The organism is Mesorhizobium sp. ESP6-5, assembly GCF_020164695.1.
GTDB classification, from domain to species: Bacteria; Pseudomonadota; Alphaproteobacteria; order Rhizobiales; family Rhizobiaceae; genus Mesorhizobium; species Mesorhizobium australicum.
Map to the genome: position 1 here is coordinate 42,636 of NZ_JAIUGR010000009.1, position 24,760 is coordinate 67,395.

At 61.3% G+C, this 24,760-nt stretch carries 25 protein-coding genes and 2 pseudogenes; 6 read left to right on the top strand and 21 right to left on the bottom strand.

The genetic code is table 11. From position 1 onward, the window contains the following. Window positions 1-457: 457 nt before the first annotated feature. From LB524_RS16270 to LB524_RS16285, 3 genes are all read right to left on the bottom strand, one after another. The gene (locus LB524_RS16270) at window positions 458-1,579 is read right to left on the bottom strand and encodes an NAD(P)/FAD-dependent oxidoreductase (protein WP_224528177.1); all 1,122 of its coding nucleotides are present in this window, start codon (window positions 1,577-1,579) and stop codon (window positions 458-460) included. Window positions 1,580-1,645: 66 nt separating this feature from the next. Further along, window positions 1,646-3,187 (bottom strand): amino acid ABC transporter permease/ATP-binding protein, encoded by a 1,542-nt coding sequence (locus LB524_RS28995; protein ID WP_141907393.1) that lies wholly within the window; start codon window positions 3,185-3,187, stop codon window positions 1,646-1,648. A gap of 89 nt (window positions 3,188-3,276) precedes the next feature. Next, window positions 3,277-4,086, bottom strand: a complete 810-nt coding sequence (locus tag LB524_RS16285; protein WP_224528663.1) for an ABC transporter substrate-binding protein — start codon at window positions 4,084-4,086, stop codon at window positions 3,277-3,279. 213 nt (window positions 4,087-4,299) lie between these two features. On the opposite strand from LB524_RS16285, the gene LB524_RS16290 reads away from it, so the two are divergent. Next, a complete protein-coding gene (locus LB524_RS16290) occupies window positions 4,300-5,370 on the top strand; it encodes a LacI family DNA-binding transcriptional regulator (RefSeq protein WP_224528180.1) in 1,071 nt (356 codons plus the stop codon). Between the two features lie 80 nt (window positions 5,371-5,450). Here the strand turns inward: LB524_RS16290 and LB524_RS16295 are convergent, their stop codons facing one another. From LB524_RS16295 to LB524_RS16310, 4 genes are all read right to left on the bottom strand, one after another. After that, on the bottom strand, window positions 5,451-8,060 hold the full coding sequence (locus tag LB524_RS16295) for an EAL domain-containing protein (RefSeq protein ID WP_263486636.1): 2,610 nt from the start codon (window positions 8,058-8,060) through the stop codon (window positions 5,451-5,453). 311 nt (window positions 8,061-8,371) lie between these two features. Continuing rightward, window positions 8,372-8,635: a hypothetical protein gene (locus LB524_RS16300; RefSeq protein WP_224528183.1), complete on the bottom strand. Its 264-nt coding sequence runs from the start codon at window positions 8,633-8,635 to the stop codon at window positions 8,372-8,374. 452 nt (window positions 8,636-9,087) lie between these two features. After that, window positions 9,088-9,441: a DUF6894 family protein gene (locus LB524_RS16305; protein ID WP_224528186.1), complete on the bottom strand. Its 354-nt coding sequence runs from the start codon at window positions 9,439-9,441 to the stop codon at window positions 9,088-9,090. A gap of 17 nt (window positions 9,442-9,458) precedes the next feature. Further along, a complete protein-coding gene (locus LB524_RS16310; RefSeq protein WP_263486616.1) occupies window positions 9,459-9,689 on the bottom strand; it encodes a helix-turn-helix domain-containing protein in 231 nt (76 codons plus the stop codon). Between LB524_RS16310 and LB524_RS28875 the strand changes: the two genes are divergently transcribed. Next, window positions 9,669-10,097, top strand: coding sequence for a protein adenylyltransferase SelO family protein (locus tag LB524_RS28875; protein ID WP_263486617.1), 429 nt, complete (start codon window positions 9,669-9,671; stop codon window positions 10,095-10,097). The two genes, LB524_RS16310 and LB524_RS28875, sit on opposite strands and share 21 nt — an antisense overlap. Beyond that, complete coding sequence (locus LB524_RS16315) at window positions 10,000-10,632, top strand: protein adenylyltransferase SelO family protein (RefSeq protein ID WP_263486618.1); 633 nt, start codon at window positions 10,000-10,002, stop codon at window positions 10,630-10,632. The genes LB524_RS28875 and LB524_RS16315 overlap by 98 nt, the downstream gene beginning before the upstream one ends. 78 nt (window positions 10,633-10,710) lie before the next feature. Here the strand turns inward: LB524_RS16315 and LB524_RS16320 are convergent, their stop codons facing one another. The 8 genes and pseudogenes from LB524_RS16320 to LB524_RS16355 all read right to left on the bottom strand — a co-directional run bounded on the left by LB524_RS16320 (window position 10,711) and on the right by LB524_RS16355 (window position 15,556). Further along, entirely contained in the window at window positions 10,711-11,037 is a 327-nt protein-coding gene (locus LB524_RS16320; RefSeq protein ID WP_015316683.1) for a SemiSWEET family sugar transporter, read from the bottom strand. Window positions 11,038-11,746: 709 nt separating this feature from the next. Continuing rightward, a complete protein-coding gene (folB, locus tag LB524_RS16325) occupies window positions 11,747-12,106 on the bottom strand; it encodes a dihydroneopterin aldolase (protein ID WP_015316682.1) in 360 nt (119 codons plus the stop codon). Between the two features lie 3 nt (window positions 12,107-12,109). After that, window positions 12,110-12,633: pseudogene (gene folP / locus LB524_RS16330) on the bottom strand (dihydropteroate synthase); the annotation flags it as partial. A 195-nt stretch (window positions 12,634-12,828) separates the two neighbouring features. After that, complete coding sequence (locus tag LB524_RS16335; RefSeq protein ID WP_015316681.1) at window positions 12,829-13,122, bottom strand: hypothetical protein; 294 nt, start codon at window positions 13,120-13,122, stop codon at window positions 12,829-12,831. Window positions 13,123-13,361: 239 nt separating this feature from the next. Continuing rightward, window positions 13,362-13,871, bottom strand: a complete 510-nt coding sequence (locus tag LB524_RS16340; protein WP_224528192.1) for an EF-hand domain-containing protein — start codon at window positions 13,869-13,871, stop codon at window positions 13,362-13,364. Window positions 13,872-14,247: 376 nt separating this feature from the next. Next, the gene (locus LB524_RS16345; RefSeq protein WP_015316680.1) at window positions 14,248-14,697 is read right to left on the bottom strand and encodes a DUF4112 domain-containing protein; all 450 of its coding nucleotides are present in this window, start codon (window positions 14,695-14,697) and stop codon (window positions 14,248-14,250) included. Between the two features lie 6 nt (window positions 14,698-14,703). After that, window positions 14,704-15,171, bottom strand: a complete 468-nt coding sequence (locus LB524_RS16350) for a YidB family protein (protein WP_015316679.1) — start codon at window positions 15,169-15,171, stop codon at window positions 14,704-14,706. A 175-nt stretch (window positions 15,172-15,346) separates the two neighbouring features. Then, the gene (locus LB524_RS16355) at window positions 15,347-15,556 is read right to left on the bottom strand and encodes a DUF3072 domain-containing protein (protein WP_224528195.1); all 210 of its coding nucleotides are present in this window, start codon (window positions 15,554-15,556) and stop codon (window positions 15,347-15,349) included. 497 nt (window positions 15,557-16,053) lie between these two features. Here LB524_RS16355 and LB524_RS29080 point away from each other — a divergent pair. The 3 genes and pseudogenes from LB524_RS29080 to LB524_RS16365 all read left to right on the top strand — a co-directional run. Beyond that, window positions 16,054-16,254 (top strand): annotated as a pseudogene (locus tag LB524_RS29080) (hypothetical protein); the annotation flags it as partial. A 128-nt stretch (window positions 16,255-16,382) separates the two neighbouring features. After that, window positions 16,383-16,997 carry a class I SAM-dependent methyltransferase gene (locus LB524_RS16360; protein ID WP_224528198.1) on the top strand — a complete coding sequence of 205 codons (615 nt, stop codon included), beginning with the start codon at window positions 16,383-16,385 and terminating at the stop codon, window positions 16,995-16,997. A gap of 137 nt (window positions 16,998-17,134) precedes the next feature. Then, entirely contained in the window at window positions 17,135-18,196 is a 1,062-nt protein-coding gene (locus LB524_RS16365) for an aromatic ring-hydroxylating oxygenase subunit alpha (protein WP_015316675.1), read from the top strand. 239 nt (window positions 18,197-18,435) lie between these two features. On the opposite strand, the gene LB524_RS16370 is transcribed toward LB524_RS16365, so the two are convergent. The 6 genes from LB524_RS16370 to LB524_RS16395 form a co-directional block, all read right to left on the bottom strand. Next, the gene (locus LB524_RS16370; protein ID WP_140792742.1) at window positions 18,436-19,179 is read right to left on the bottom strand and encodes an amino acid ABC transporter ATP-binding protein; all 744 of its coding nucleotides are present in this window, start codon (window positions 19,177-19,179) and stop codon (window positions 18,436-18,438) included. After that, a complete protein-coding gene (locus LB524_RS16375) occupies window positions 19,176-20,150 on the bottom strand; it encodes an amino acid ABC transporter permease (protein WP_140792744.1) in 975 nt (324 codons plus the stop codon). Before LB524_RS16375 ends, LB524_RS16370 begins: the two co-directional genes overlap by 4 nt. A gap of 53 nt (window positions 20,151-20,203) precedes the next feature. Then, on the bottom strand, window positions 20,204-21,037 hold the full coding sequence (locus tag LB524_RS16380) for a transporter substrate-binding domain-containing protein (RefSeq protein WP_140792746.1): 834 nt from the start codon (window positions 21,035-21,037) through the stop codon (window positions 20,204-20,206). A gap of 262 nt (window positions 21,038-21,299) precedes the next feature. Next, entirely contained in the window at window positions 21,300-22,127 is an 828-nt protein-coding gene (locus LB524_RS16385; RefSeq protein ID WP_140792748.1) for an alpha/beta fold hydrolase, read from the bottom strand. Between the two features lie 2 nt (window positions 22,128-22,129). After that, window positions 22,130-23,206 carry an LLM class flavin-dependent oxidoreductase gene (locus LB524_RS16390; RefSeq protein ID WP_015316670.1) on the bottom strand — a complete coding sequence of 359 codons (1,077 nt, stop codon included), beginning with the start codon at window positions 23,204-23,206 and terminating at the stop codon, window positions 22,130-22,132. 33 nt (window positions 23,207-23,239) lie between these two features. Next, window positions 23,240-24,751 (bottom strand): aldehyde dehydrogenase, encoded by a 1,512-nt coding sequence (locus LB524_RS16395; RefSeq protein WP_224528210.1) that lies wholly within the window; start codon window positions 24,749-24,751, stop codon window positions 23,240-23,242. Window positions 24,752-24,760 lie beyond the last annotated feature (9 nt).

Consider the following 24,760-nt stretch of genomic DNA (forward strand, 5'->3'; position numbering starts at 1 on the left):
CACACGTGACTGATCGCGCGAACTCGGTCAATCGTGCATTGCACTATTACCGTGGCGCTCTGCAGATTAACGCCGGCGGATAAGTCAAAGGCAGTGGCACGACCTGATCAGCAACAACACGCCGATTGCGTAAGGGACGAACAAAAACACCATAGCCAACCAGTAGCCAGGTTGCGCCATCGCCGCCAAATCTGATCCAAGCTGTTCCATTTGCTGCCCAACGCAGGACGGTCCAGTTTGTTCCCGGGTTGGGACCTCAGAGCCCCCGGCGAGCATCCAGGCCTTACCCGTGATTGAGCTGCAGCCTCGGGCATTAGTCCGGTCTGATTATGTTTTCGCAGGTCGTTGCGAGGTCACCCTCGGGCGGCTTCAGCCCAGCGAGTTTCACGCAGGATGGATAGACAAGATCGTTGCCGTCCCTCAAGAATTGACAGTCGATAGCATATTCGACGCTTCCTCAACCGAACCGGGCTGGGCGGAATTTGGCCAACAAGGGATGTTCGTTTCCCGTGGCAATCTCGCCTGCAAGCAGTTCGCCCGCGATCAGCCCGAGCGTCGCGCCGCTGTGACTGAAGGCAACGTAATATCCGTCTGTGTGCTTCAGCCGACCAAATACCGGCTCGCCATCGCCAGGAATCGGCTTGGGACCGACCCCGTAGGTCTCCACCTCCAGCTTCGGATTGCCCTCAAGCACCTTCGAGGCTTCGTCGAGAAGCCCCTGGAGGGTCGAAGCTTTTACGCCATACGTGCCGTCGGAATTGACGAGTACCTCTTCTTCGGACCATGCGGAATCGAGAGCGAGAGCTCCGTCCGGCGTCGGGCGAACAGCGACCCGCGGCGTGTTGAGCACCGCCCGAAGTGGAAGGGCGACAGGCTTGGTCCTGACCAGTAAAGCGATCGGCGTTCCGTCCGCGATATGCTGGCCGGTTTGTGCCACCGAGCGCGGCACGTCGCTGCCCGTTGCCAAGAGAACCGCATCGGCAGCAAACGTGGCGCCCATCTCCGTCGCGACGCCAGTGGCGCGCCCAGCGGCGAGTGTCACCGTTGCGCGCCCCGCGTCGGTGACGAGTTGACCGCCCCGCTCCACGAATTCCCCAACCAGGAATTTGATCAGCGACGGAAGATCGACCCAGCCTTCGCCCGGATTGAAAATCGCGCCCTGGGGCGTGACCGCGCTTGCCGCGACGCCTGGCGTCGCCGAAGGGATGTCGCCTGCGAGCAAATGGCGCGCGTCATATCCAAGGCTCTTTTCATGTGCCAAAGCTTCCATGATCTCATTCGAGGCGTCGTCCGCATCCCAGGTCAAACCACCGTCGAAACGCAGCCAGGCAGCATCAGGGTATTTTGCCGCCAAGGTGCGGTACCGGTCGATGCCGATCATGCGCAGCTGATGATATTCAGCCGAGCGCTTGCGTGAGGAGTTGAGCCAGGAAAGTGAGCGTCCGGACGCCCCACTGGCCAGCGGTCCGTCGTTGATGAGTATAGTTTCGACGCCGAGCCGCGACAGATGAACGGCGGACGAGACTCCAAAAATACCGCCCCCGACAACGACGACTTTTGAGACCGGGTGTGTAGGCATGGAATGTTCTTTCTGTGTGGAGAAGTGTGAGCGGACCGGTTCGTCCTGGTTTTCTTCGGCTTCAAATCAAAGCACTTCGGCCAGGAAGTGCTTTAGACGCGTGCTCTTGGGGGTATCGAAAATCGCTGCGGGTGTGCCGGCCTCAATGACGCGGCCTTCGTCCATGAAAACGACCTGGTCCGCGACCTTGCGGGCAAAGCCCATTTCATGGGTCACGACGACCATCGTCATGCCGCGCTGACCGAGGTCCGCCATCAGATTGAGGACCCCCTTGACCAGTTCTGGATCGAGGGCGCTGGTCACTTCGTCAAACAGGATAACCTCCGGATCCATGGCAAGCGCGCGGGCGATTGCCACACGCTGCTGCTGTCCGCCCGAAAGACTGCCGGGGCGATGGTGTTTGCGTGCGGCAAGGCCGACATCGGCAAGCCGCGCTTCGGCGACGCGCGAGGCTTCCTGGGCCGGGATGCCCTTGACCTTGGTCAAAGACAGCATGACGTTTTCAAGGGCGGTATGATCCGGAAAGAGATTGAACTGCTGAAACACCATGCCGACCCGCCGCCGCAGCTTCTCGGGTTTCATCGCCAGGATGCTCGCTCCGTCGAGCAACACGTCGCCGCCCTTGGGTTCAACCAGACGATTGAGGCAACGCAACAGGGTCGACTTGCCCGAACCCGAGGGACCGATGATGCAGGTGACCGTACCTGCCTTGACCCTCAGGCTGACGCTCTTGAGGACGTCGAGCTCGCCATAGGCCATATCCAGCTTGCTGACTGCGAGACTGCCGCCCTTGAACACGGGACGCGCCGAATGGGATTCTGAACTTGCCTCCGACGATGGGCTGCTGGTGGCGCTTTCCAGTTCGCTTACCTCGGCCAGGCCGCTTGTGACCACGCCAGCTTTTTGCTTTCCAGTCCGCAGCCGGTTGTCGATGTGATTGACCACATGGGTCAAGGGCACGGTGATGACGAGATAGAAAACGCCCGCCAGCAGCAAAGGCGACAGATTTCCGGTGACCACCGCCTGATCCTGGCCGACACGGAAAATCTCGCGCTCCGATGCGAGCAGGCCGAGGAAATAGACCAGGCTCGAATCCTTGACATTGCCTATGAACTGGTTGACCAGGGCCGGCAGCACGCGGCGGATGCCTTGCGGGACCACGATCAGGCGCATGCCTTGGCCGTAACTCATGCTGAGGGCCCTGCAGGCTTCCATCTGGCCGCGTTCGACGCTCTGTATGCCCGACCGGAAGATCTCGCCGATATAGGCGCCGGCGATCAGGCTGAGTGCAAGAACGCCAAGCGGATAAGGCGACGGCCCGAAGAGTTCGCGGCCCATGCGGGCGAAGCCCTGGCCGATCAGCAGGATCGTGACGATCGCCGGAAGCCCGCGGAAGACATCCGTATAGATACGGGCGGGAATGCGCAGCCAACGCGATTGGGAAATGCCCATGATTGCCAGGACCATGCCTATTGCCACACCGAGCACCGTCGAAGCGGCGGCGAGGACCAAGGTGTTTTTCAGTCCGATGGTGATCATGCTGGGCAGCACGTCGGCCATGGCTTGCCAGTCGAGAAAACTGCGACGCAGGTTTTCAAGCCAGTTCATTCGGTCCCCTTCTCATTGCGCGGGTGCGAACTCATCGAAATGCTGCCAGCGAGGTTCCCAGCCGCCGACCCGGCCGGCGGCTGGGGTATTCACTTCTTGGGGAGGTATTGATCGGGCATCGGCGAACCGGGAAACCACTTTTCATAAAGCTTTTTCCAGGTGCCGTCCTGCATGGCTGCATGCAGGGCAGTGTTCAGCGCAGTACGCAGCTTGTCGTTGCCCTTGCGAATGACGAAGCCCGCAGGCGCGTCGAAGGATGGAATATTGACAGCGATCTTCAGCTCCGGGTAGCGCTGGCCATAGTCCTTGGCCGCCTCGTAATCGAGAAAATGAGCGTCCACCGTGCCGTTGTTGAGCGCCGAGACGGCCGAATTGTTGTCTGGGAATTTGACCAGATCGGTTCCGACGAAATTCTTCGCAGCATAGATTTCCTGCAGCGTGCCCTGCACGACGCCGAGACGCTTGCCCTTGAGCCCGTCCGCCGATGTGATCGCCTTGTCGGCGGTCAGCACCGACAGGTAACCGGCGAGATAGCCGTCCGAAAAATCGACGGTCTTCTTGCGCGCTTCCGTCGTGCCGATCGCCGCCACCGCGACATCGAAGCGCCCGTTGGCAACCGATGGCATCAGGGCCGAAAACTCCTGACCGGTGAAGATCACCTCATCGGGCGTGAATCCTAGCCGGCTGGCGACATTCCGGAATAGTTCAATGTCGAAACCCGTGAAAGTGCCGTCGGCCTGGGTGAAGGCGTAAGGCTTCGCGTCGCCCATTGTGCCGACGCTGATGATCTTGGCATCGATAAGCCCATAGGGATTGTCTTGCGCCGCACTGGCCTGGGCAACAGAAGCTGCGACACATGCGATTGCAAGAGCCACCGCGGCCGCCCAGGCCGGCGCCATCAGCCATCTAAGAGTTCCGAACTTGTTCACGTCTTCTCTCCACTCTGAAGGTCTGTTTTTCTTGCGGACTTGGCCGCCCCTCAGCCGGCTCGTCACCCTACTGCGGCTTATGCCCCGCAAAAGAGATCGGTTTCTCTTTAATGAGACCGGTCTCATTGATAAAGCTATCGCCCGATTGACCTCCCGTCAACATTTCTTGTAGTCGTTCGTACGATGACGAAAGCCCCATCCAGAGCCCGACCCAAAACGGTCGCCGACGTTGCGCGAGCGGCAAACGTCTCGAAAGCGACGGCCGCGCGCGTGCTGGGCGGGTATGGGGTGGTCAGCGACACGGTCCGTGCGAGCGTCACGGCGGTCGCCAAGGCCCTCGACTATCGGCCGAACGAACTCGCCCGCAGCATGACGACCGGAAGGTCCGGCATCATCGGGGTGGTCGTCGGCGACATTGAGAATCCGTTCTTCAGTCTGGCGGTGCGAGGCATCAGCGATGTGGCGAAAGGGGCCGGCTTCAACGTCATTCTGGCGAATTCCGGCGAGAAGATCGAAGCGGAAAAAGCGGCTGTACGGCTATTGATCGGCAAGCGCGTTGATGGGCTGATCGTGACACCCTCGGAGTCACGCGACATCGCCCATCTGCGCGACATCCATCGTTCCGGTCGGCCGCTTGCCCTGCTTGACCGAGCCCTGCCCGATCTGGATGTCGACACTGTCACGGTTGACGACCGCAAGGCCGCTATGCAGGCGACGCGAGTGCTCATAGACGCCGGTCATCGCAAGATCGCCTATGTCACTGCGGTGGAAGCCAAGGGCCACGAATATTTTGACCTCCGGCAAATCTACACGTCGTCGGTTCGCGAGCGCATCGATGGCTTCCTCACCACGTGCAGCGGGGCCGGCGTCGATCGACCTGAGCGCCACGTCCGCCTCGGCGCGACAAGCTCCGAGGCGACACGCAGGATCACTGAAGAACTGCTATCCCAGCCAGACCGACCCACTGCGATACTTGCCTCTGACAGTGTCATTGCACTGGAAATCCTGCGGACTATTCGCCGACGCGGCATGAAGATTCCCGACGACGTTTCGCTGATCACCTTTCACGATGCGGATTGGACCGGGGTCACAACTCCGCCGATCACCGTCGTCGACCAGCCGGTCTATGCACTTGGCCATAGCGTCGCGGAACTGCTCATTCGTCGCCTGGAAGGCGATATCCAACCGCCGGAAAGGCTGGTCCTGCGGACCGCAATCATCACGCGAGGCTCGGTGGGTCCACCACATCCGTGAGTCCACCACAGCTAGAGGCCCTGACCGTACGCTCACTTCCGTCCAGCGGAGCGACGACGCCCGGAGGACGTTGGAAGTAACTATCCCGTGGCCGGCCATTTGCGAGATTGCGCAAAGCGTTCTAGAGCCTTGGCGTCCATCGGGCGGCCGAGCGCGTAGCCCTGCAGCAGGTCGCAGCCGAGATCTTTCAAGATGCGCGCATGCTCCATCGTCTCGACGCCTTCGGCCACCACCTCGATTCCGAGCGATTTCCCGATTTCGATGATGGATGACACCAAACGCCGTTGCGGCAGCGAGCTGGTGATGGGTGTGATCAGCTGGCGATCGATCTTCAGTCGGCGCGGCTGAAGCTTGAGCAGACTGACGATCGAGGCGTAGCCGGTGCCAAAGTCGTCAATCTCAATGTCGATACCGAGGTCCTTGATGTGCTCGATGTTCCAGGCGACGAGGTCGTCATTCTCATCGAGGAAGATGGACTCGACAAGTTCGAACGAGACCGTGCCTTCGCCGATGTTGAGCTTGCGAAGGCCATCGATCAGGTCCTTGTCCTCAAGCCGGCGTGCCGAGACGTTGACCGAAACGTGTGGAATGTCGAGGTGCTGAAGCTGCCAGCGCTCAAAATCGGCCAACGCCCTTTTGAGGACCGTTCGGTCGATCAGCGCGACGACGTTCAGCTCCTCCGCTACCCTCAAAAAGACGTCAGGGCCCAGGATCCCGCGCGTCGGGTGCTGCCAGCGTGCCAGGGCCTCCACGCCGACAATTTCCAACGTGCCGGCGTCAAACTGCGGCTGGTAGAAAACGATGAATTCGTTGCGCTCGAGGCCACCCAGGATCTCGTCCGCGGTCTGCTTGGTCTCCACGATTTCACTTTGCAGCTCATCATTGAAGAACTCGTAGCGGTTTCGGCCCCGGCTCTTCGCCCGGTAAAGGGCAAGATCGGCGTTGACCAGGAGCTGCCGTGCGTCGAGCCCCTCGCCCGTATTCGTCGCAATGCCGATGCTAACGCCGAACCGGCACTGGTGGCCACGAAAATCGACGGGTTGCCGCATCTCCTCGATGATGCGGTCGGCCAGTGCGGCGAGCTCGGCGTCGTCGCGCCTGGCACAGATGACCACGAACTCGTCGCCGCCAATGCGCGCGACGAAGTCGGCTCGTCCCGCATTGGCCGTGATGACCTTCGAGGCATGCATCAACATGGCGTCACCGGCGGCGTGCCCGAGCGTGTCGTTGATCTGCTTGAAGCGGTCGAGATCCAAATGCAGGAGCGCGGTTCGTTCTCCCGGACGCGTGCTCGTCGCCAGCATGTCGTCGAGATAGCGGCGGTTCGGCAGACCGGTAAGCGAATCGTGGAGCGCCACATGTTCGATGCGCGCCTTGGCCACTTCAAGCTCGGCGTTCCTGAGCTCCGACAACTGCCTTTCTCGCACAAGGTTTTCGTTGAGCACGACGTCGCTTGTCACGTCCCATTCGGCGCCGATCATCCTGGGCGTGTCGTTGCGCTCCTGGAAATAGGTCGCGCGCGTGCGCACATGCCGGATCTCTCCATTCGGATGGACAATCCGGTATTGCGAGGAATAGGGTCCCTTCACCGCCGCCGCGGCATCGAAATCCTGCTGCGCCCGTTCGATGTCCTGCGGATGAATCACTGACGCCCAGTCATCATAGCCGCGCGGCTTCCGGTCAGCCGGCTTACCGTATATTTCGTTGACGCGGTCGTCCCACACCAGCTCGTTGGTAGCGATGTTGTGCTCCCAGACACCGATCCCTGACGCATCCAGCGCGAGTTCAAGGCGACCGGATAATCCCCTGAGCTCGGCGAAGTTTTTCTGCCTTTCGCCAAACAGCCGCCCCGCAACGAGAATGGGCAGCACCACAAGCGCACCGGCCAATGCCATGATGGCCCGCAAGGTCCAGGGATTCTTCGCCGATGCGGCCCAGCCCCCTTTGGGGATCGCCGCGATCTGCCAGGACCCGGAGGGCAGATGCACCGTCTCGGTCACTGGGTTGGCGCGCGTTATACTCTCGCCACCGAAGAAGCGATCACCCGTCCCGCCAAGGCCGTCCTTGCCGGTCAGGGCGATCTCGATGTCGAGATCACCGTCGGTAAGACCGCTTGCCTTGTAGAGGCGCTCGACGTCAACGACGACCGAGACGATGCCCCAGAAGCGATCGCCGCCCCCCGCCGTCTTCACGAACACCGGAAAGCGGCCGATGAAGCCCTGCCCTCCTTGCGCCAGGTCGACTGGACCGGCCAGCACGGGCACCCGCAGGTCGCGCGCCCTGAGGGCGGCGGTGCGTTGGGCATCGCTCTTGCGGTAATCGAGGCCGATGGCCTTTTCGTTGCCAGCCATTGGATACATGAGCGAGATAACGAGGTCCGGCGCGCCGGCGATGTTGCGCAGCTGAGATTTCTGCTCGAACAGGTTGCTTGCCAGTGCCGCAAACCTCTGTTGCCCCATATAGGGCTCGGTCACGATCGCCGAAACGAGGCCGCGCGTAAGCTGGAGGTTACCGTTGATGTTGCCTTCCAGCTTGGCCCTTATGATGTTCACCTTGGCCAAGACGTCGGCGCGCGCCAATTGGTCTGAAACGATCCTATTTTCGCGGTCGGCGAGAATGGCGCAGATCACAAGCACCACAAAAGCGATCGCCGCCGGCAGGTTCGCGAAAGAAAATACCGAGTGTCTCAACCGGCTGAGACTGGATGCAGTGCTGGCCAAGTGACCCAAATACCTTTCTCGGGACTAACCCTCGGCCGATCCTAGTAGAAAGTACTTAAATTTGGTTTTCCATCATGCCGGGCAATTTCAGCATTGGGTGGCGCTCGCAAAGGGTCACGATCCGGCAGTGGGATCTCAAACAGCGGCACTCTTGCAAGCAGCGCTCCCGACGAGCATGCCCCACCTGCCTGGACGAGCAAGACGCGGCGCCTTCTGGGTGCATCGGAAAGGCAATTTGACGTGCCTGCAGGTTGGGAGCGGGCCGGCGGCCCCCGTCACTCTCACTTTCGATATCGCGCCATAATAGCGCTGAGCCAGTTGAACAGACTGATTTCCTCAGGTCGCCCCTCCGCCTCCTGAATGGCGGTGCGCAGCGTGAGCTCCACCAGATCATCTGCAGCCTCGACGGATTGCGCTCGATAGGAGCGGGCGACCAATCTGAGCGCGGCAATCAGGCGTGGATCTGTTGCGTCGGAAAGTTCATCTGCCGCAACCTGGAGAAATTTTCGGGTATCGGTGGTTTCATCTTGAAGCATAACTTCCATGCCTGTTCTGGGGGGCGAAAGCACCCGAGTCGACCACCAAGCGTTCGCAGGCCGGATTGATCGAGCGACGTATACAAACTAAGCCGGGTATCTGACCGAGCAAACTCAAATGATAAATGAAGGGAGTTGGTATCAATCCGACAATCGAACGGCCGTCGCGATGCACCCACCAGCTCGCGCTCTGGCGCATCACAATAGAGCGAACCATCTACAAATACTGCCAATGTGCCTGGCCTGTTCACTTGGACTTTCTCGCTGCTTTTGCGGCTTATCCGCTTGCACGGATGTTTGGCATCTCTTGAACGGGCCGCCATTGCCGGACCAGCACCAGTCGCCTTCCGCATGTCGCCAGATGTTCTTGGTCGGGGATGACTTGCTGCCGAATAGCGCCGCGAAGATTTGCCAAGGAAATCCATGGCGCGACCCTTCATGCCGAGTGACCCCAGCATGCTCTAAACCTGCCCGTTGTCATGACGTCTCGACCCCGGCCCGCTGTGTTGCATAGCGGCTGGACCATCTCTCCGCAATTTCCAAAAGCAATGAAACAATCGGGCAGTCGGAGCACTAGGACGGCGCGTTAGCAGCATTTGAAGAGAGAGGCTCAGCCTGACCAGCTTCTTGTCATTCTCGTCCCGAATTTCAATCGCCAATTGATGTCCGTCGACGCCCTTCAGCGGGTCTCTAGCCAAGTCGATTAGACCTGCTAGCGCCTCGTTTCGTGCGGCTTCGATCCCCCCACATTCGATGCCTGTCTCATCTTTGATGAGCGCATCACTTTCATAGGTGTCAAAGAAATATCTCGCCATCGAACCCACCTCCACCCTCACAAGCTCGTCGCGTTCCTTTGGTGAAGGTAGCCGGTTTCAAAGTCTCCGGCTCGAACGAGGCCAGGCCAGTCAACAGCGTGAAATCGGGAGCCCTCGGTAACAACCAGTCCGTCGCCTCGAAGATCCTGCAGCGTTCGGTTCACGTGCACGGCCGACAAGCCCAAGGCGTCGGCAAGTTCCGCCTGCCTAATCGGAAGCTCCGCCACATGGTCCTTGATAAGCCCCATAGAGCGAAGGCGGACGATGAGTTCGCACAGATATGCGCCATACGGGCATACGCGTCGCGCCTTCCAACGTTGGTGACCCACTCTCGATATATAGCCGCGTCGATCAGCGTCGAGCCCCAAAACCTGGCTCTGCTCGAGGCTGTGATCGCGGCGCAAGCGGAACTGGTGGCGCGGTGGATGTTGCTCGGCTTCATCCACGGCGTCATGAACACCGACAACATGCCGATATCCGGAGAGACGATTGACTATGGACCGTGCGCGTTCATGGATTCATATGATCCGCAAGCGGTGTTCAGCTCCATCGATCAACATGGCCGCACGCCTACGGCAACCAACCTCGGGTGGCAGTCTGAATCTGGCACGCTTCGCCGAGACTCTGCTGCCGCTCCTGAGCGAGCGCGAGGGTGAGTCAATCTCGCAGGCCGAGCAGGCACTAGGGGAATTTCACGCTCGCTACGAAGCTATTTTACATCGCGGGTTCAGGGCAAAGCTTGGGCTGCTGAATGAAGCTGACGGTGACTTGGACCTTGCCAACGATCTGTTGGATGTGATGGCGCGTGGGCGAGCGGATTTCACGCTCACCTTCCGCTTGCTAGGAGATGACCTCGACATCCCTGGCGCCCAAGCTACCGCGAGGCGGCTGTTTGAGGATCCCGGCCCCTTCGATGCCTGGTCGATGCGCTGGCGAAATCGCTTGGCGCGGGACGGCAGCGCCACCTCGACGCGCAAAGCCGCGATGCACGGCAGCAATCCCAAGTTCATTCCTCGCAACCATCGCGTCGAGGCAATGATCAAGGCTGCGGTGGAGGACGATGACTTCCGAATCTTCGAGCAATTGGTGGAAGTCGTGTCACGGCCGTTCGAGGAACAGCCCACACTGTCCTATTACGCGGAACCACCCAAGCCGCACGAGCGCGTTCTGCAGACCTTCTGTGGCACGTGACATCCCCGCCATACCGGCGAGACGCCACCAACGCGGGCGAACTCTGTAGGGCCGGGGGTCAAGCTAACGAGACAGGCCTCAGGACGCGGGCGGGCGAGGCCTCTCGGAGCCAGGCGAAGGATCGATTGCGTCCGCCACCATGTCCCTCTTGGAACTGGGAAGGACCCTCATCAGCAGGATAAAAGTGGCGAGCACGAGGCAGACAGCGTTGGTGACTATGATGGGCCATTCGCCTTTGATGATGCCGAAAGTCAGCCACAGCGCGAAGCCCAGCGCAGTGATGGCATACATCCACGCCGATATGCCAGCCGTGTCCCGGGTCTTGATGATCTTCCAGGCTTGCGGGGCAAAACTGGTCATTGAGCACAGTGCTGCCAGCGAACCGATGAGCGTGACCTTTTCCACGCAACCAACCTCCAACTATCGGCTCATTCGCACGCCCGAAAGGCCCGCTTCTTCGACCTCGGAGACACTGGCAAAGTCTTTGGTACCGAGGGCACAGTGCTTCCCCGGTTGGAAGCCGCCCAGCGAAAGCCAATCACAGCACTGGCCTGAGATGGGCAGGGACGCCCTGCCGCACGCGAATTTTTCCACATAGTCGGCCAGCAGATCAGAGCGGTTCTGGAGGTGGTGATCAGGCTCGAAGCTCAGCCGCTTTGAGCCGCGACAGCAAGTCGCGGGACGCTTGGATAAGGCGCCTTGTCTCCTCAATCGTACGAAGCAAGTCTTCAGCGCTCGCCCGGGCCCGACGGCTAGCGAAGTGAGCTGCTTCCAAATAGACCTTGCGTGCTTGACGGGGATCACTCATCGCTCGACTTTATAAGTTGGAAGCAAGCGGAAGAAACTAACGTGTGTTAAGGCAAGCGGATCTTTGTGATACCCCACCAAGTAGCAGTGCGTCTGGGCAACAACGAGCCCTGACACGTCGTCCGTCTCGCCGGCGGCTGACCGGTGACGCTGGGCGGCAGAAGGTGCGGTGCGTTGACGAAGCCAGGGTTGAGGCAGTTCGAACCCTGTCCAGAGGGATCTTCCAACATGCAAATTTACAGGAAATGAGCTTGAGGGCGACGCCGCCGGATCGCCCAGATTGCCGGCGAGGCTCAGATAGACGGTGTTATTCGGGCCAGACAACGGTCACCTCGACGTAATCGAGCACGCCAGGCACCGGCGCATTGGGCTTGCGAACGGTGACCTCGGCTTTCCGGATCTGGGGAAAGCGCCCGCTGAGAGCCTTCGCGACTTCCAGGGCCAGCGCCTCGATCAGGAAGCGCCGGTGTCCGGTGATGATCTCCTCGATGACGGTGAAGGCGACGCCGTAATTCACCGTTTCCCCGATGGCGTCATCGACGAGCGCGCGTCCCGGCTCGACGGTGAGCGAGGCATCGACATAGAAGCGCTGCCCCAGCGCTTCTTCCTCGTCCAGCACGCCATGCCGGGCAAAGAAGGCGCAATTCTTCATGCGGATGACATACATGGCTCAGCGTTCCGATCCGGTTTCCCGCGCCAGCATAGCATCCGCCACCGCCAGCGCGTCCACGTTGATTGCGACATCATGGACGCGAAACAGATGCGCGCCCTTGAGCCGGAGAATGACGCTGGTCGCCGCCGTGCCGGCCGCCCGGTCGGCGGCGTCGCGGCCGGTGACGGTGCCGATGAAACGCTTTCGCGACGTACCGGCCATCAGCGGGAAGCCGAGCGCGCCAAGCTCGGCAAACCGTGCCATCAGATCGAGGTTTTCCTCCGCCGTCTCCTTGGCGAAGCCGAAGCCGGGGTCGAGCACGATATGCCGTCGGCAACACCTTGCCCGCGCCCGATCTCAAGCGATTTTCCCAAGAACGCCAGCTGGTCGGCGATCACATCGGGCAGCTTGTCGCGATCCCGTCCGGTATGCATGATGACGAGCCCGGCGCCGGTATCGGCCGCCACCCGCGCAATGTCGGGCTCGCGCTGCAGACCCCAGACGTCGTTGACGATATGCGCACCGCTCGCATGAGCTAGGCGTTTATCTTGTCAAAGTGGCCGTCAGGAAGTGCAGACCGTCAGCTAGCCATCGTCCTTTGAGGACAGCCGAGCCACCGTTGACTGAGTTTGAATCAGCGGTTTGGCGCACTGAGTCCGAAGCTGCCCTGCAGTATACCTCAGACGTGAAGCGGCATGCACTCGGTCATCGTCTGGGCCACACCATTGCCGCAGGCGCTAGACCAAAGCCATCGGCAGATATCGAATCACAACCTGCTCCTGGCGGAACCGCCGCTCCAATTCCGAACGCCGCCTTTGCCAATCGGGCAGATCGACTTCGTGAGTCATAACCTCGAAGATGACGATCTCGTCTGCTCCCTGCCTCCACACACCTTCCGCAGGCGCGCGCAAATACGCGGTGACACCGTCGAAGCGGAGCGCGAGCTCCTCCTTCACACGGTCAAACTCTTGCTTGGCGAAGGGCTTTCCTGCGTTGTCGGCGCGAGGTAGCAGAATCTGGACCAGATGCATGTTTGCCCCTAAACCTCGCAATGCTTGCCTAGAGCCACTTCTTTGGAACGCTTGGCTTATAGTCGTCGACGGGCACAGCCGTCCAGCCTCGTGCGAGCTCTGCGCAGGTCTTTACCCCGTTGATCCTACCGAGTATCGGCGGAGCATGAGACGGTGGGGAGCCAAATACCGTGCTCCGAGCCATCTCCTGTGGGCCCTAGCTTCAGACGTCGAGCAGGCCGAGGTACAACCTGTCGGTGCTAACGTCGGTCCTGGTCTCCTCCGGGACGGAAAAAGGATTGGAGTTCCTGCATGTCGACGCTTTCATCGCCGTCCTCGTCGACAGCGTTGAAAATTCGCCCGATGAAATCCTGAACCTCCGTCCGCGACAGTGTACCATCACCGTCGGTGTCCATGATGGCGAACATGATCCTCATTTTGGCACCCTGCATCATATCGGCTCCCGCCCTGCGGCCGTGCTTCATACGTCCCGTATCACGATCGCTCATCTCGTCGTCCTGAAGCCTTGGGCCCCTGTGTCGCCAATCTGCCTCGGGGTCTCGATCCTTTGCTGTTTTTTCCTGCAGCATCTCATCCATCATCTCGCGCATCATTTGACGCATTGCTTGCTGGTTCTGTCCGGCTTCGTCCGCCGTCCGATCCTGGGCTGTTGATGCGGGCTTGGGAACATCCGCCGATTGCGCAAAGGCGGACGGGGCGAGCATAGCGAACGCGGCCGCCAATACTGTAGTCGTGAATGCTCGTGTCATTGGGTTTCTCCATTAACTGCCACGCCGACCACCCGGCGTGCTGTCCAAACCAGCAGCTCGGTTCATGGTTCCTAGGCATCGGGCGCAAAAGCGGCATAGCTCCGATCACCTCAGCAAAGCGCTGGCTGTCTTTGTCGGAATCGACCTTACCGATCACCTGATCGCTGCGCAGATTTGCCAGCGGCGCAACAAAGATCGGTCTTCACCGATTTTGCCGAACTCATTGAACCCACGTCGACAAAGGTGGCGCAGATTCCGCAGCCAGTTCCGAGAGTGCGGCTGGATGAAACATTCCAAGTTGGCGGCAACGGCATCGTCTCCGGCCAACACCGGCCGCTTCCCGGTCGCGAACGCCGCATGGGCGATGCCCTGCGAACTACCGTTCAGCAACCTGACGGCTTAGATGGCCACGAAGCAGGCGGATGTTGCGGTTGTTCGACTTGTAGTAAACATCGAAGATCGATCCGAGGACGGGCACGCTTCCCAAGACGGTATCAAACAGCACATTGGCCAACATCCGAGCAACCAACAGCTTCCCAGCGCCGCATTTGCGGGCTCGCAGCACAATGTAAGCCGAGATCAACCCGGTTGCTGTATCTCCCAGCACAGGCACCAGGCCTACCAGAGCATCCAGTCCGAACCGAATTGGCGTTCCCGGGATTCGCCAGCGCGAATCAAGCAGCACTGCCAAGAGGTCGAGCTCGGCGATTGCCCTCGCAGTCTGGCGATCCACAATAGGCGTTTCGCTTGTCCCTACTTTCCGGCTGCCATTGCTCGCTCGATCCAATCTCCTCGGTTTCGCACCTCTCCAGTCCGCTTCCGTCATGTGGAATTAGCTTTGTATCGGCCGGGAAGGCACGTCGTCGAGCAGGTTGGGCTGGTCTGGAGCATTTGTTCGGTCGTCTGCTGGGAGGGTGCCGTCTGGGGTCATCTGGTTAACCGCGTCGGGCAAATCCCTGGTGATCCTTGCAATCAGCTCCTCGCGCGAGAGGCCGGTCTGGTGGGAGAGTGCTTCCAGCGTCGGCGCATCGATCGCCGTTACCACCTCGTGCGGCTCGATCGGCTGGTTCGGCCCGGTGCCGACCCAGGAGTCTACCTTCGACCCGGCACCTGCGTTTCTAAAGCGGTCGAGAATATCGCCGAGCGCCGTGCCGGATACGCCCTTGGACACCTGGTCCAGTATCCCGCCCTGGGGATTATTGGGATCGCCCGCTCCGCGGATCGCCTCGGCAATCTTGTCGCGGTTTTGATAAGCCAGAACCCCCAGCATAGCGATCGCAAGTCTTCCTAGATTGGCCACTCGTTCCTCCTGGGGTTTCGAATATGGAGAAGGTCTCGCCTTGCCAAAAGTTCCGCGATTGCCAGCAATATCAGGAAGGGCTTGGCAATCCCGACCCGCTCCCCAGCCGACTATGAGGCCTGCCCGCGCGAGACGGAAGGTCGAGGCGGTAAAGACAGAGCGCCCGAGCTGGTGCTTAAAGTTTCAGCTTTGCCCTTAGTGCATCTATGCGCTTGGAGGCCTCTGCCTTGCTGAGGTTGTCTGCAAAGCTTTCCTGATCCTCAGCCTGCTCACACAGGGTTTTCAGATAAGACGCTTGGGATGGGGTCATCGGGTCGTCACCACTCACCCCTCCGTCGGGATCTTTCTCGACGTTTGCATCGGGTTTTGCGCGCGAGTCTTCCATTGCGATCTCCTGTCTTGGCATGGGGAATGCATTTGATCTTGTTTTGTTCCATCTGCTTGTTGCGGCCGTCGTGAGCGCAGAGCCCGAGCATGCAGCCGCATCGTTTCCCCACTTTCGAATGGATTCACAACGAGGGCACAAGCCATCCACTACTCGTGTCCTTTCGCGACTTCCGGGTGGTCACCGCCGACTCCGACATCGCAGGAGCACGGAGGCTCGCTGTGAGGGTACTTGCGCTGCACGCAACCGGCCTGGTTGGGATGACGAGGCTATTCCGCGCCGTCGTCGCTGGATCATGCGCCACCACCGGTGCTCATGGCGCGCTTGCCACCATCGTAGGCCTTGAAGACCAGCCGATAATATCCGGGCGACGCTTTCCGCTTTGGAAGCCATTGCCTTCAACCATCGGAAAACCTGTCTCACCTCGTGAGCCGGCGCGCGGCCGTTCAGCGCTATGCAACCGCACTCGGCTTCGTTCTCCCCCGTGTTGGTCCCGGGGAGGCGCGCTGCTCGGACAGGCGATCGGCGACACAGAGCACGGTGATCGGTGCCGCTGGCGGCGCCCAGATCAGTGCGGTGGTCGGCTCCGCCGCAACGCCGCAGCGGCGCGAAGACCAGCTCTGCCGCCACCAGGAGTGCTACGGCCGCATCGGCACCGCACCCTGTGACGACCGCGCCATTACAACCGCAATTACTGATTACGAGATTGCGTGGCTGGAGGGGGCAGCATCTCCTTCAGCTCCGCGACCGTGAAAGATTGAGGACGTCATCTTTTCCGCACTTCGTGCTGCTATATTTTGCTTAGGCGGACAGGAGGAGGTCGATAATGACTAGCTTTGCTGGCGCCCTGAGGAATCGCGGCAAACACGTTGCCAAGCGGTTGCTTCGCTACGACAGCCGCAACTGGCTGCGCATACGCCAGATCGAGGCCTTTACCGCGTTCATCGAAGCGGCCAACCGCAAGTCGCGAGATGTGATCGAGATCTCGCCAGGCTGGAACCGCTATTGGCGGGCGCTGTGCCCGGACTATCGCGCCGTGGACTTTCCAGACTTCGACATCTGCCTGGATCGGACCGAGGAGCAATATTCGATCGTCATCGCTGACCAGGTGTTGGAACATGTGCAGCGCCCGCAAGCGGCCGCAGCCAACATCCACGCCATGACCAAGCCCGGCGGCTGGGCGATGGTGGCCACACCCTTCCTGTTCCGCGTGCATGCGCGCCCGCATGACTACAACCGTTGGACGCCAGCGGGGCTTAAGCAGCTAATAGTCGAAGGCGGCTTCGCCCCGGACGACGTGCAGGCCTTTGGTTGGGGCAACAAAGCCTGCGCCAGAGCCCATATTGGCGGTCCTGTTAGGGCGTATGGGCTATGGCGAGACTTAACCAACGACGACGAATATCCGCTGATGGTGTGGACCTTCTCCAAAAAGCGGGTTTGAAGCCCGCTTTAGGGGCAGATATCAGCATGATTTTAGAGCAGCCGAGTTGGGACCGCGCAGGCTGTGCGCAGCAGAGCCAATTCCCTTGCGATGTCGCCCCACTTACGACAGGATTGCAGCAATTCGAGGGTTAGCCTATGACGCCAGACACCTTGCGGCCCAACCACCTGCCACTCGACACTCCGCCCGTGCAATACCTTAATCTGGACCCTTCGCTTTATGTCCGGGATGATATCTGGCAGCAGGAACGGGGCAACATTTTCGCGCACACCTGGCAGTTCATGGGGCCAGTCGCCTCGGTCGCGACGTCCGGTCAATACCTTGCCATCGACATCGCCGGTACGCCGATCTTCGCCATCCGGGGCCGGGACGGGACCTTGCGCGGATTTAAGAACGTCTGCCGCCACCGGGGGGCGAAACTTCTGGCCGATGGCGAGGGCAAATGTGGGCTGATCGTTTGTCCCTATCACAAATGGTCCTTTGCCGACACCGGACGGCTGGTGCAGGCCCCATGGTATGGCAAGGATCCCGCGATCATCGCCGAGGACTGGCCGCTGGAGACGGTGCAATTGTCCGAGTGGCGCGGGCTGCTCTTCGCGGCACTCGACCCGAAGGAAAGTCTTCTGGAGCAACTTGGCTCTCTGCCCGCCGAACTGGCGGACGAGCCGTTGGAGACCTATGCCGCCACCGATCAGGCCACCGTCAGCTTTGCGGCGAACTGGAAGATCTACACCGACAATTTCGTCGAAGGCTACCACATCCCTGGCACGCATCCCTCGTTCTACGCTGCCATCGACTTCGAAGCTTTCCAGACCACTGCCCATCCCGGTTATGTCCGGATGACCGCACCGCCGAAAGACGGTCTATTCTATCGCGGTAAATGGCTTTGGATGTGGCCGAACTGGACGCTGTCGCTTTTCGATGGCGGCATGAACGTTAGCCGGATCAACCCGACCTCACCGCATCACACAGACCAGCACTACCATTTCTTCTTTGCCGACACCTCTGCAGAAGCAACCGAGAGCAGGGCGAAATCCGTGCAAGGCACCCTGGCCGTGGTACGCGAGGACTACTCCATCTGCGCCGATACGCATCGCAACTATGCCGCAGGGGCCTATAGCTCCGGCCCACTCTCGGGGCGGCATGAGCGGGGAGTGCAGTATTTCCAGGAACGGGTCGCTGCGGCACTGGGGCTGTGACCGCCCCTGGCGTCCTTGTCCGCCGGATAGTGCTCCGGCTCGGCGCACGAGAGCCCCCGGCCAGTCGAGGGTATAGGGCGGGCAAGATAAGACGAACCCTTGACGGCTGGAACGGGGTCGATAGCGGACTGTCCGATTGTCTGATGAATGGGCCAGAAAGTTGACATTCCGCTCCGGGGCCGGCAGTGGACTTTCCGTCTCCCGCATTTCAAATCGAAACGCAGCCAGTTCCAAGATGGCTAATGCTTCAAAATCTGGCTAAGGAACAGCTTGGTTCGGTCGTGGCGCGGGTTGCCGAAGAACGCGTCGGGCGTGCCCTCCTCGACGATCTGTCCGGCGTCCATGAAGATGACGCGGTCGGCCACTGCCCGCGCAAAGCCCATCTCATGCGTCACGCACACCATGGTCATCCCGTCGCGCGCCAGTCCGGTCATCGTCTCCAGCACCTCGGAGACCATTTCAGGATCGAGCGCGGATGTGGGCTCGTCGAACAGCATGACATCGGGCTTCATGCACAGGCTGCGGGCGATCGCCACGCGCTGCTGCTGGCCGCCGGAAAGCTGGACCGGGAACTTGTTCGCCTGCTCGGGAATGCGGACCCGTTCGAGGAACTGGAGAGCGGTCTTGCGCGCCTCGGCCACCGAAACGCCCTTGACCCACATCGGCCCGGCCATGCAGTTCATCAGCACCGTCATATGCGGAAACAGGTTGAAGTGCTGGAAGACCATGCCGACGTTGGAGCGGACGGCCGCGACGTTGCTCATCCTGCCATGCAGGGCAACGCCGTTGACGACGATGTCGCCGGCTTGATGCGCCTCAAGGCGGTTGAAGCAACGGATCAATGTCGATTTGCCCGAGCCGGACGGCCCGCAGATGACGATGCGTTCGCCCTTGTGGACCGTCAGGTTGATGTCCTTCAGCGCTTGGAACTGGCCGTACCATTTGGATACGGTCCTGGCTTCGATTATGGCCTGAGCGCTCATCGCACCTTGCTCCTGCGGAAGTGGTGCTCGATGCGCGACTGGATCAGCTCAAGGCAGATCGACAGCACCCAGTAGATCATGGCGGCCGAAATCAGTGTCTCCATGTGCTGGAAGGTCTTCTGGCCGAGCGTGCGGGCCAGGAACATCAATTCCCAGACGCCGATGACGGAGACCAGCGAGGAATCCTTCAGCATCGAGATGAACTGGTTGCCCGTCGGCGGAATGATGACCGGCAACGCCTGCGGCAGGATGATGCGGCGCATGGTCAGCGCGAAGCCGAAACCCATGGAGCGCGATGCTTCCCACTGACCGCGATCGATGCTCTGGATTCCGGAGCGGAAGATCTCGGTCATGTAGGCGCCGTAGCACAGCGACAGCGCAAGGATGCCGGCGGGAACGGCATTGATCACGAAGCCGAGCTGCGGCAGCCCTAGATAGATCAGGTAGACCTGCATCAGCAGCGGCAGGCCACGGAAGAAGGACGTGTAGAAGCTGGCGATCGCGTAGGCGAAGCCATTGTTGGAGAGCTTGGCGACAGCGCCCGCCACCGCGATGAGCGAAGCGATGACGATGGAGATCGCCGAGACGTAGAGCGTCGTGACGACGCCCTGGCTGATCAGGAACGGCAGCTTCTCGCGGATGAATGGCAGGCTTAGGTGGAACGTTTCGAAGAACGCGATGAACAGGAGCAGCAGTTCCAGCCAGACGATGCCGATCTGCAGCTTGAGCGGTGCGAAGCCGATCAGGACGACGTTCAGCGTGAAGATCACCGCTATGGCGAAGCCGATGGCGAAGCGGCCGTAGAGGCCGCTGATCGACGGCTCACCGATTACCGGACGCATGAGTTCGGCAAAGCCGGTGCCAGACATGTTGAACGCCATGAAGACCAGCAGGACGATGCCGAACATCGTCGCCACGAACCAGGGCTTGTGAACGAGGACTTCGGCCTCGACGGTATCCGGGTAGAGCATATTTGAGCACCGGCGGTTCGGCGGCCTGCAGTGGCAGGCCGCCTTTTGAGAGATTAGTTCGTCTTCGAATAATCCTGGCCGTACCATTTTTCCGAGAGCTTGCTCAGAGTGCCGTCCGCCTTCATCGATTTGACGGCGTCGGCGATCTTGGCCGACAATTCCGGATCGCCGTGCTCGATGGCGATCGCCAGGGGCTCGTAGAACACCGGATCGCCGACCTGCTTGATCGGATAGCCGGCCTTCACGGCATCGAGGATCGACGGCAGCGACGACACCACGGCGTCCAGGCGCACGCCGTCACCGAGGCGAAGGTCGTCGAAGGCGGTCGTCGAATTCTCGTAGGAGTGGACCTCCTTCGGGTTGAGCTTGTACTCGAAGGCCGGTGCGCCGGCGGCGTCGAGCGCCAGATCTTTCTTGGCATAGGCTTCGAAGGTGGAGGTGCTGGTGGCGCCAACCACCTTGCCATTGAGATCGGCCAGGGTCTTGGCCTTGCTGTCCTTGTGCACGGCGACCGCCGCGGGCGTGTAGTAGTACACAGCCGGAAAATCGAAGATCTCGGCGCGCTTCTTGGTCGGCGTCATCGAGCCGACATGCATGTCCCAGCGGCCCGCCCAGTTGCCGGCGGTGATGATGTCCCAGCCAGGCGTTACGAACTCGACCTTGACGCCGAGATGCTTGCCTATCGCCTTGGCCACATCGACGTCGAAACCGTCGAGTTCATTGTTGGCGTTCACGAAGGACTGCGGGGCCCAGTTGGCATCGGTCGCCACCTTGAGCGTGCCGGCCGCGGTCACGCGGTCGAGCACCGCGCCGGCGTGGGCAGGATATGCGCCAAGCGCAAGCGCCAGCGCGGCCATCGCCACTTGTCGTCTGTTCCAGAATGTCATGTGCGTATTCCCCTGTTGTTTGTTCAGTCCCATGCGCTCATGGCCGTTCAGCCGGTCATGACTTCCCAATCCCTCGCCGACGAGATCGGCATCCTCCCGATGGCTCGCGGATTTAGCGACGCCCGGGCCTAGCCGGTCTTCCGCTGCCGCGGAGGATGTCTGCGGCCGTCATTCCCTCGCTCACGGGAAAGCCTTGGCCTGTTGCCGACGCGTGTCGCCCGGCGCCTTGGCCGAAACGCCCTCTCCTGCCCCGCGAAGATGGCTACGCATGGGCGACGGCCGCTCTCGCGCGATCGACGCCCAGCAGGAAATCGGCCATCGTGTCGGCGACGAGAGCCGGCGCCTCGATCAGGATCGAGTGGCGAAGCCTGGGCAGGATGGCGATTTGTGAACCTTGCACCTGTTCGTGCATCAGCCGCGCCATGCGCGGACTGGCCCCTTGGTCGTCCGCGCCCGTCACGATCAGGGTTTGGCAGGTAATGCGGTCGAGGATGCCGCCGAAATCGGTTTCGGCGAGAACCCGATACGCAGCGACATAGCAGTCACGGTCGTTTTCGGCGTCGCGCCGGCGCAGTTCTGCGATGATCTCAGGGTTCCTGTTCTGAAAATCTTCCGTCAGCCAACGCGACAGCGAGGCGGCGTGATGCGCCGAGGCATCGCTCGCCATCAGCTCCGCCAGCCGGCCGCGCACGGCGTGTCGCTCCTCTGGCGTCCGGCCTGCGACCGTCGACAGCAGCACCAGTTTTTGCAGGCGTTCGGCATGCGTCAACGCGAGGCGCTGCGCGATCAAACCGCCCAAGGAAAACCCAGCCAGATTGAAAGTGGCAAACCCGACATGATCGGCCAGCGCGAGCGTCTCGGCGACGAAAGCATCGATCTCGTAGCGGCCCTTGACCCGGCTTGAGCGGCCGTGGCCGCGCAAATCGAAGGTAAGGACCGCGAAACGGTCTCTCAGCCGCTCGGCCACGCCATTCCAAGCTTCGAGATACGAGCCGACGCCATGGATGCAGACCAACGGCGCGCCGCCCTCGCCCTCGAGGCGCCAGTTGAGCAGCACGCCTTCGACATCGAGCTGGCCGGAACGTGCCATCCTCACGCCCTCGCCATATGGCGCTTTTTGTCGCGCTCGCGCGCGGCAAAGACCGGCATCACCTCGTCCACCCAAAGCTTGATCGTCTTCTTCTGCAGCTCGAACGGCAGGTTGAACGTCAGGCCGAGGCAATATTGGTCGACGCCCGCCGCCTCATAGTCGAGCAGCTTCTCGATCACCTCGTCCGGCGTGCCGAACATGAGGTTGCGGCGGATGTTTTCGGGATTGTAGTTGTCCTTGCCCTTGACGCTGTCGTAGGGCACGGCTTCGGGAAAGCCGCTGCGCACCGTGCCGATGTTCTGGAACAGGTTCTCGAAGGCGCGGCCATAGTCGATGGCATGCCCGACCGCGACCTCCCAGTCCTGCGCCCGTTCGTAGACGCAGGTGCGACGCTGCATCATCAGGCGCGGCCGCGGCACCTCCGGATGATCGGCGACGGCCTTGCGGAACTTCTCGCCCAGCACGGCGATCTCCGCCGCCGGCGCCGAGAGCGGCGTCGACAGGATCGAGGCGCCGATGCCGACCGCCCAGTCGAATGTGCCCGGGTCTCGAGCGGCCACCCAGATCGGCGGGTGCGGCTTCTGCAGCGGCTTCGGTACGCCGGCGGCCGCAGGGAACTTCCAGTAGTGACCGTCATGGGCATAGTCATCGGCCCACAGCCTCGTCACCGCCGGCACCAGCTCTTTGAGATAAGCGACCCCTTCCTGCTGCGGCATGCCGCCGGCCATGCGGTCGAATTCGTACTGATAGGAGCCGCGCGCGATGCCGAATTCCAGCCGTCCGCCGGTCAGGTGGTCGCAAAGCGCGGCCTCGCCGGCCAGCCGGATCGGGCTCCAGTAGGGCGCGACCAGCGTCGAGGTGCCGAGCCGGATCCGTTCGGTGTGCTGGGCAAGCCAGGTCAGCGTCATCAGCGGGTTGGGCGAGATCGTGCATTCGATCGTGTGATGCTCCGCAGTCCATAGCGTTTCGAAACCGCCCTCGTCAGCCATCCGCGCGAGGTCCAGGAGATTGGTCTTCACCCGCTCCATCGGGATATCGGGCGAGAAGCGCTCCATGGTCAGCGATACGGCGAATTTCATGTCGGTCTCCCGGTCGTTGGGTCGGGGTCTTGGTCAGCGAAGGCGGATGACGAACGGGTCCTGCATGGCACCCGAATAGTCGATGACGACGTTCTTCAGGCGCGAGAACTCCTCCATGGCGTCGAAGCCGCCGCGCCGCCCATAGCCGCTCTCCTTGAAGCCGCCGTTGGCGGACATGAAGGAGGAGGCGCGATAGGTGTTGATCCAGACGGTGCCCGCCTCGACATCGCGGGCGAAGCGCAGTGCGCGGTTGATGTCGCGTGTCCAGATGCCGGAGGCGAGCCCGTAGCGCGTGTCGTTGGCGAGCAGGATCATCTCGTCTTCGGACGAGAACGGGATGACGCCGACGATGGGACCGAACAATTCCTCCTGCATGAACTCCATGCCATTCTCAGCGCGGGTCATCACCGTCGGCTCGAAATACCAGCCGCCGGCAAGCTCGTCCGCCTGCGGACGCTTGCCGCCGGCCGCGATCCGCGCGCCTTGGCGCACACCGGAAGCGACATAGCCTTCCACTTTGGTGAGCTGTGCCGAGAGCGCGAGGGGGCCGATGTCGGTGTCCTCCAGCATCGGCAGCCCGACCCGCACCCGCCTTGTGCGTTCGACCAGAGCCTCGATGAAGGGCTCATAGACGCTCGCCTCCACGAAACAGCGTGAGCCAGCGACGCAGGTCTGGCCCGCGGCCGCGAAGACACCGGACACAACGCCGTTCACGGCATGCTCGATATCCACGTCGCCGAAGACGACGTGAGGGGACTTGCCGCCAAGCTCCATCGAGCAGGGGATGAGGTTCTGCGCCGCATTGGCTGCAATGCGCCGCCCGGTTCCGGTCGAGCCGGTAAAGACAAATTTGGCGATGCCTGGATGCCTGGTCAGCGCGTCGCCGGCGACAGCGCCGGTGCCGGTTACCACGTTGACGACCCCGGCGGGGAAGCCGGCCTCCATGATCAGTTCAGCCAGCGCGAGCGTCGAGGCCGTGGCATGCTCCGATGGCTTGACGACCACTGTATTGCCGAGCGCCAGGCACGGCGCCAGCGTGCCGGTGAGCAGCATCAGCGGCGAGTTCCACGGCGTGATCATGCCGACGACACCGATCGGCTCGCGCAGATTGAAGTTGAGCATGTCGAGCTTGTTGACGGGAATCGTGTCACCGAGCAGCTTGTCGGCCATGCCGGCGAAGTAGGTGTAGCTGTCGGGCATGGCGCGCATCTGCGCCCTCATCTCCTTGAGCAGCTTGCCATTGTCGCGCGTCTCGATCAGCGCCAGCGCGTCGGCGTTGTCGAGGACCAGTTCCGCCAGGCGGCGCACCAGCCTGCCGCGATCAGTCTGGGTCATGCGCCGCCAGGCCGGATTGGCGAAAGCAGAGCGCGCCGCGTCCACAGCCGCGCCGACATCCTCGGCGCCAGCCTCGGCAAACTGGTACCAGGGCCTGCCGGTGGTCGGGTCGAAACTGTCGATATACTGTCCGCTCCTCGGCGCCGTGAACGCGCCGTTGATGAACAGGCTCTGGCGCGAGCCTTCGAGCGATGCGACCGTCGTTTTCATGTCTGTCCT